Source organism: Dehalococcoidia bacterium, assembly GCA_021295915.1.
Lineage (GTDB): Bacteria > Chloroflexota > Dehalococcoidia > Lucifugimonadales > UBA1123 > VXRN01.
Window position 1 is genome coordinate 660 of the sequence record JAGWBK010000070.1, and the last position, 6,838, is coordinate 7,497.

At 61.9% G+C, this 6,838-nt stretch carries 6 protein-coding genes; 3 read left to right on the forward strand and 3 right to left on the reverse strand.

Annotated features, from left to right (window positions below):
* The 3 genes from J4G14_14540 to J4G14_14550 form a co-directional block, all read right to left on the reverse strand.
* The coding region (locus tag J4G14_14540; protein ID MCE2459009.1) for a 2-oxo acid dehydrogenase subunit E2 at window positions 1–1,172 on the reverse strand (1,172 nt) is incomplete at its 3' end.
* Between the two features lie 185 nt (window positions 1,173–1,357).
* Entirely contained in the window at window positions 1,358–2,326 is a 969-nt protein-coding gene (locus tag J4G14_14545; GenBank protein ID MCE2459010.1) for an alpha-ketoacid dehydrogenase subunit beta, read from the reverse strand.
* 219 nt (window positions 2,327–2,545) lie between these two features.
* A complete protein-coding gene (locus J4G14_14550) occupies window positions 2,546–3,538 on the reverse strand; it encodes a thiamine pyrophosphate-dependent dehydrogenase E1 component subunit alpha (GenBank protein MCE2459011.1) in 993 nt (330 codons plus the stop codon).
* Window positions 3,539–4,051: 513 nt separating this feature from the next.
* Between J4G14_14550 and J4G14_14555 the strand changes: the two genes are divergently transcribed.
* The 3 genes from J4G14_14555 (at window position 4,052) to J4G14_14565 (ending at window position 6,627) form a co-directional block, all read left to right on the forward strand.
* On the forward strand, window positions 4,052–4,450 hold the full coding sequence (locus tag J4G14_14555) for a hypothetical protein (protein ID MCE2459012.1): 399 nt from the start codon (window positions 4,052–4,054) through the stop codon (window positions 4,448–4,450).
* A 270-nt stretch (window positions 4,451–4,720) separates the two neighbouring features.
* Complete coding sequence (locus tag J4G14_14560; GenBank protein MCE2459013.1) at window positions 4,721–5,719, forward strand: AAA family ATPase; 999 nt, start codon at window positions 4,721–4,723, stop codon at window positions 5,717–5,719.
* Window positions 5,720–6,336: 617 nt separating this feature from the next.
* Window positions 6,337–6,627 carry a hypothetical protein gene (locus J4G14_14565; protein ID MCE2459014.1) on the forward strand — a complete coding sequence of 97 codons (291 nt, stop codon included), beginning with the start codon at window positions 6,337–6,339 and terminating at the stop codon, window positions 6,625–6,627.
* Window positions 6,628–6,838: the final 211 nt, after the last annotated feature.

The following is a 6,838-nucleotide window of genomic DNA, read 5'->3' on the forward strand; positions in this document are numbered from 1 at the left end:
ATGGCCCGGCCGAGGCCGAGGATGGCCACCTGTGGCGGGTCGATGATCGGGGTGAACACGTCGATGTCGTAGTTGGACAGCGCGGTTATTGTGAAGCCGCCTCCGGTCACGTCGTCGATTCCGAGGTTGCCCTTGCGGGTCTTGTCTGCCAGCTCGCGCATGGCCTGGGCCGTGCCCAGCAGGTCGAGCGTGTCGGCTCCACGCAGCACAGGTACGACCAAGCCGTCAGGAACTGCGATCGCAACGCCGATGTTCACGTCCCTGAGCAGCAGCACCTCTCCGTCCACCAGGTGGGAGTTGAGCCTTGGATGCTCCTTCAGGGCCGCAGCTACTGCGACAATGATGATGTCCAGGTCGAGGGGCCGCAGCCGGTGTGGCCGCCACTCGGAGACTAGCGACTCCCGGAGCTTCAGCAGCTCGGTGACGTCGGCCTCGGTCGTCAGAGTAACCTGGGCCATCGTGCTGACGCTCATGCTCATGCGGTCGGCGATGGTCTTGCGCAGGCCGGTTAGCGGGATCGTCTCTGCAATGGCGTCTGCTTGGGCTGCTCCGGCGTCTCGCTCTGCTATGGCGCGCTCGACGTCGGCCACGACGATGCGGCCGTTCGGACCCGAGCCAGCGACGTCTGCGAGGTCGATGCCCTCCTGGCGGGCAAGCAGCCTTGCTCGTGGAACGACCTGGGCTCGCGACCGCTGAGGCCGCTGACGCGCCTCGATGGCGTCTCGGACGTCCTGCTCGGTGATGCGGCCTCGTGGGCCGGTGCCGTTGACCTCTTCGAGGTCGATGTTGTTATCACGTGCGAGCCGCCTGGCGACTGGGGTAACCTGACGGGCTCCGCCGCCTCTTGCGGGGCGCTCACGGCCTGGTCGCTGGCGTCTTCGTGCTGCGGCAGGGGAGGTAGGAGCGCCGGGCTCTGGCCTGGGCGGGCTCTCGCCGGGTTCGGCGATGACCGCCACCAGCTCGCCGACCTTCACCAGGGAGCCCTCCGAGGCCATGATGTGGGCCACGACGCCTGTGGCCGGGGACTCAAGCTCGGAGTTGATCTTGGCCGTCTCGACCTCGACCAGCGGCTGTCCCTCGGCGATCTCGTCGCCCTCGTTGACGAGCCACTTGGTGAGGGTCCCGTCCTCCATGTTCATGCCCCACTGGGGGAGCAGCACGTTTGTGGCCATTTCTTCTTCCTTGGTTATGGAGGGTGTGTGCTGGTGTCCTTTTGCTCTCTGGGGCTGCGATGGGTGGGATTTCAGGCTGTTCACCCTCACCCCACCCAACCCTCTCCCTCGGGAGAGGGGGCCTATTGAGTATTGAGCGTCTTTGCAGTCCTATTCTGTGAGGGAGAAGGGAATATCTGCTGCCTCTACTCTTCGAGGGTGGCGTAAATGGCGTCGGTTATCTTGTCTTCGTTGGGGAATACTTCGGATTCGAGCGCGGGGCTGAAGGGGAAGTGGCAGTCGAGGCTGGTGACTCGCTGGATCGGGCTCTGGAGGCTCCAGAATCCTTCCTGGGCGACCATCGCCGAGATCTCGGACGCAACGCTGCAGCTCTTGTGCGCAGGGTCGACGATCACTAGTCTGCCGGTCTTCTCTACCGAGTCGAGAATCGTTCTGGTGTCGAGCGGGACAATCGTGCGTGGGTCTATGACCTCGACCGAGATGTCCTCGTCCTCGAGTGCCTCGGCAACGGCCACTGCGCGGCGCAGCATTCCCGCGAGCGCGACTACCGTGACGTCGGAGCCTTCGTGCTTGATGTCGGCCACTCCGAACGGGATGGTGAGGTCCTCGTCCTCGTCGACCTCGCCGCGCGTTCCGGTGAGGTTGTTGTCCTCGAAGAACATGACGGGGTCGTTGTCTCTCACGGCGGTCTTGAGCAGGCCCTTGGCGTCAGCCGGGGTCGTCGGAATGGCGATCTTCAGGCCGGGCATGTTCATGAGCATCGGGTATGGCCTGTCGGTGTGGTGCGCCGCGCTGTTCGCGCCGTAGATCATGCCGCACCTGTAGACGACGGGCAGGTTGACCTGGCCGCCGAACATGAAACGCATCTTCGCGGCCTGGCTGATGAGCTGGTCCATCGCGACCCACAGGAAGCTGGATAGCGACTGGACGATGGGCCTCATGCCGACCGCGGCTGCACCGACTGCGGCGCCCATGAATCCGTTCTCGGACAGCGGGGTGTCGATGACGCGGTCGCCGAACTCCTGGGAGAGGCCGCCGGTGACGCCATAGATGCCGCCCCGGATGCTCTCGCCCATGATGAAGACGCTCCCGTCGCGGCGCATCTCCTCCTTGATTGCGGCGTTCAATGCATCTGCGTAGGTGATCTCAGGCATGGGTGGTGCCTCCTTAGTTCTTTTGCCCAATGGGTAAAAGGCGGCGGTTGGTTTGCTAGGTTTTCACCCTCACCCCAGCCCTCTCCCTCAGGGAGAGGGGGTTTGTTGGCAGGGGGCCAGAGTGGTGTCACTGTTCATTCGCTTGTTTTGGCGTAGGGGCAGGTTTCAAACCTGCCCCTACAGGTTGGTGCAAGTTCAGAGCCACATGTTGGCGTGTTGTCAGTTGTACGTGGGTAGTGGGTCGGCGTACATGTCGGTGAGGAGGTCGTCGAGCTCGGGGTAGGGGCTCTCTCTTGCGAACTGGAGGGCCTCGGCGATGGTCTCGGCGACGTACGTGCGGACGGCTTCGATCTCTTCCTCGGAGGCTATCTCCTGCTCGACAAGCCATTCTGAGTGGACCTTGATGGGGTCTCGCTCACGCCAAACCTCGACCTCTTCGTCCGTGCGATATGACTCGCGCAGGATGCGGACGAGTCCCTCTGAGTGGTCCTCGTAGCGATAGGTGCGCGCCTCGAGGAGCGTCGGACCCTCACCCGCACGGGCACGCCTGACAGCCTCGGTTGTGGCTTCGAACATGGCCATCGCGTCCTGTCCGTCCACGAGCACGCCTGGCATGTCGTACGCCGAAGCGCGGTCGGAGATGTTCTCGACGGCCACGGCTTCTTTGAAGCTGGTGGTGACCGCGTACTGGTTGTTCTCGCACAGGAAGATGACTGGCAGCTTCCAGATGGATGCGAGGTTCATCGCCTCGTGGCACGCGCCCTGGTTACTGGCGCCGTCACCGAAGAAGGCGACCACGACGCGGTCGTTGCCCTGCATCTTGCTGCCCATGGCCGCGCCAACGGCGACCGGCAGGGCCGAAGCCACGATGCCGGACTCACCGAGAATGCCGATGTCGAAGTCGGCAAGGTGCATGGAGCCGCCCTTGCCCTTGCAGTAGCCCGTTGCCTTGCCTAGCAGCTCGGCCATGGCTCGTCGGACGTCGCCGCCCTTTGAGATCGGGTGTCCGTGCGAGCGGTGGTTGCCGGTGATGTAGTCGTCGTCGCGTAGGGCTGCGCAGGCGCCGACCGCCACGGCCTCTTCGCCGATGTAACAGTGGGCCATGCCCACGAGCTCGCCGCGCTGGACGAGCTGCTTGACGTTCTCCTCGAACTCGCGGATGAGCATCATCCGTCGGAGCATCATCATGTAAAGGTCTCGATCCTCGTCCACTTTAGCCTCCACTTATATGGCGGACTTCGGTAGAAGCCGCGGGTCCATACATCCGGTGATCGAACGGCAGGTGGGTGATACGGGGGTCGTATCCAGCTGCCTTTGGCGCATCTTATTACGAAGGGCTGTGTGGGGACAAGAATGAGCGTTCTTCGACGCCCTCACAAATGTGTCAAATGAGGTCGTCGATGGACGTACCTGGTAGAGGCAGGTTCGCTTCGCCAGCCGCTTTGCGGGTGCGGAACCTGCCCCTACGGGGGATGAATGTGGCGGGTATTTCATCCTCACCCTAGCCCTCTCCCGTCAGGGGAGAGGGGATTTTCCCTTGGTTGCAATATGTGGGTGGATGTTGCATCATGAACTAGAACGGCTGTGCGAATAGGGGCATGGCCGGACATCTGAATACCTGACGGCTGGACCGTCCCCGATAGGTCTGTAAATGGCCCTCCCGAGTTTGCTTTGGTGGACTCGGTGAGGGCCTTTTGTATTTTATAGGCCGGAAAGGAATCTCTCATGACGGAGAGTGAAGACAAGAACGGCGAGTACAAGCGAACAGTCACGTGCGAGTGCGGGGTGGAGCTGGACCTGCGGACGCAGGGGCTGCTGTGCGTGGGATGCCGCTCGAAGTTCAAGATGCAACGCAGGAGCAACATGGCGGCAGCGTGGGAGCGGTTCCACCGGCGGCACAGGCCCTATCACTCGGATGGCCCGAGCGCGGACGTCGGGGCGCTGGTAGACGCGATCGACAGCCTCGTCGATGCGCTCGAGTGGGACCGCAAGGGCAGGGGACGGCAGAGCTGGCCATCGACCTCGCTGGTGCTGCCCACGCTTCGCGCGGGTGAGCCTTGGCGTGAATCTGGACCGGTGCGCCACGTGGGAGGCATCCCTGTGGACAGACTGGAGTTGGAGTGAGATGGTTTTATCGGCTCCAAGAATAGACCAACGGGGCCCTGTCTTCAGGCTGCACTGGGCCGAGGATGGCGTGCAGATCAAGATTTCGCGCATCTACAAGGCGCACCGCGGCGAGGTGTACGGCGAGATCGCTGTCCAGTACCGATCAGACATGCCCTGGGACGGCCGACACGTCTGGCGACACATCGTGGGATCTCGGTACCAGCTCACGTCGGTCCGCAGCAGGGTCGACATCGCCAAACAGTGCGAGAGAGAGGTGCCCGACGTTCCGTGGCGTCAGCTCATCGAGGAGGCTCGATCAACGTCCTGGCCCGCTACAGGCGCGGCGCCGACGTGCTGGACCTCTCTGAGTGGGCTCCTCCGAAGAACACGCCGTCAGGCTTCAGGCTGACTCCGCTGCTGGCGGAGGGACTTCCGAACATGATCTTCGGAGACGGCGGCGTGGGCAAGAGCATGGTGGCGCTGTGGCTGTCGACGATGGTCACCGAGGGAATGCAGGAGCCGTTCGAGTGCAGTCCTGGCAACGTGCTGTACCTGGACTGGGAGATGGAGGCCGAGGAGGCGCAGGGGCGGCTGCGAAGGATCGCGGAGGGCATGGGACTGCCGACTCCACCGAGGGTGTTCTACCGCCGGTGCGCTGGACGGCTCGTGGACGACGTCGAGTGGCTTGCCGAGACCGTCGAGTCGAAGGGCATAGACCTGGTCGTCGTGGACAGCGCGGTTCCCGCGTGCGGAGGCAACCCGAACGAGCCTGAGTCGGTGCAGGCGCTGTTCTACGGGCTGAGACAGCTCGAGGTGACGTCGCTGATCGTGGCGCACGTGAGCAAGAACACAGCCGACGGGCCGGTCACGACTCCGTACGGGAGCGTGTTCTGGTCGAACCTGAGTCGCAACGTGTGGCAGGCGCAGAAGGAGCAGGAGCTGGGCGAGGACTCGATGGTGGTCTCGCTCTGGCACCGCAAGACGAATGTCGGGCCGCTGCTGAAGCCAGTGTCGCTGAAGATGGCGTTCTCGCCGTCGTTCTCGGTCGAGAAGGTGGCAACGGTCGAGCGTCCGGTGCTGACGTCGAAGCCTCCACTGGCGGAGCAGATGGCAAAGAAACTCGAAGATGGCGCGATGAGCAGTTCCGCGTTGGCGGAAGCTATCGGGGCTAATCACGATTCTGTGCGCAGGACGCTGACACGCAGAGACGACAGGTTCGTTCGCGTGGGAGAAGGGAAATGGGGACTACTAGTGGCTCGTGAGTATGTTTCGGAAGCCGGACAGTGAGCCTGGGACAAGTGTCCCAGGTGTCCCACTCGGTTGTCCGGGACAGTTGTCTCATGGATGTTCCGAAGTGTCCCGGAATCGTACTTGGGACAGTTGTCCCGGGAGTGTCCCTAAGTGTCTCACTCCAACACCCGGGACACGGGCACACCCTAAAGGGTGTGTGTGCCCGTGTCCCGGATGGGGATGTTGGTGGGTGTGTGGAGTGTATCCGATCGCAAGTGCCGTGGAGACTTCCTACTAGCCGTGACATCCCAGGGACTTTCCATGGAGAGTTCTGGCCGTGTACAGCCCTCAACACAGCAGCACAGCTGTGCACGACTTTCAAAGGGGGTTGACAGAAAGTGACTGATTAGCTACAAATAGGTATCTGCAGTGAACACTTTTCGTAGTCTTCATGTGGTATGCAAGGAGAACGTAGTGGCCACCTCCAAGAGGCCGACTGGTAAGCCGGTTGGTCAAACCCCCTCTCATCTGCCTGAGGTTAAGGCCCCTCAAGACAGGTTGCACGAGATTCGCACGGAAGCCGTAAAGGCGGATGTGCTGGAGGGTTTCGCTGAGATTGAAAGAGGCGAAGTGGTCGAGATGACGCTGGATGACCTCACGCGGGAAATTGAAAGGTGTCAGCCGAACCACCCACACCAAAGCTAGTTCTCACTGCGACCGTTCGCTCACGGCTCGAGTCCTACAACTCCAGAGATTATCTTTCAGCAATCAGTGCACTGTTCGAGATACTGTCTGATCCTGAGGCGGACAACATCAGGAAGTTCGCCACCCGTGGGTTCCCATTTGCTCCGGGCGTCATCGAATTCTTAGCTGACGGCTGGTACGTCGTCTACAGAGTTGTGGACAATGGGGATGTGCAGGTGTCAAGAATCTACCGTGAAGGGGACCTGCCACCTCGGCCTTAGAGTAATTTGACATGGCGTTGGGGCAGTCCTGTTTTACTGTGGTGGTCCTGAGGGCCTTTCACCCTCACCCCAGCCCTCTCCCGTCAAGGGAGAGGGGGCTGATTGAGTTACCCATAGCGGAGTTGCCGTGGAAATGATGCTCCTTGTATCTTGGTTTTGGCGTGTAATAATCACTTTACTCACGTGGATCGGGGTGCGGCAGACCGAATGC

Coding starts and splice junctions, on each gene's coding strand:
- J4G14_14545 (MCE2459010.1), bottom strand. CDS start 2,326: ATGCCTGAGATCACCTACGCAGATGCATTGAACGCCGCAATCAAGGAG.
- J4G14_14555 (MCE2459012.1), top strand. CDS start 4,052: ATGACGGAGAGTGAAGACAAGAACGGCGAGTACAAGCGAACAGTCACG.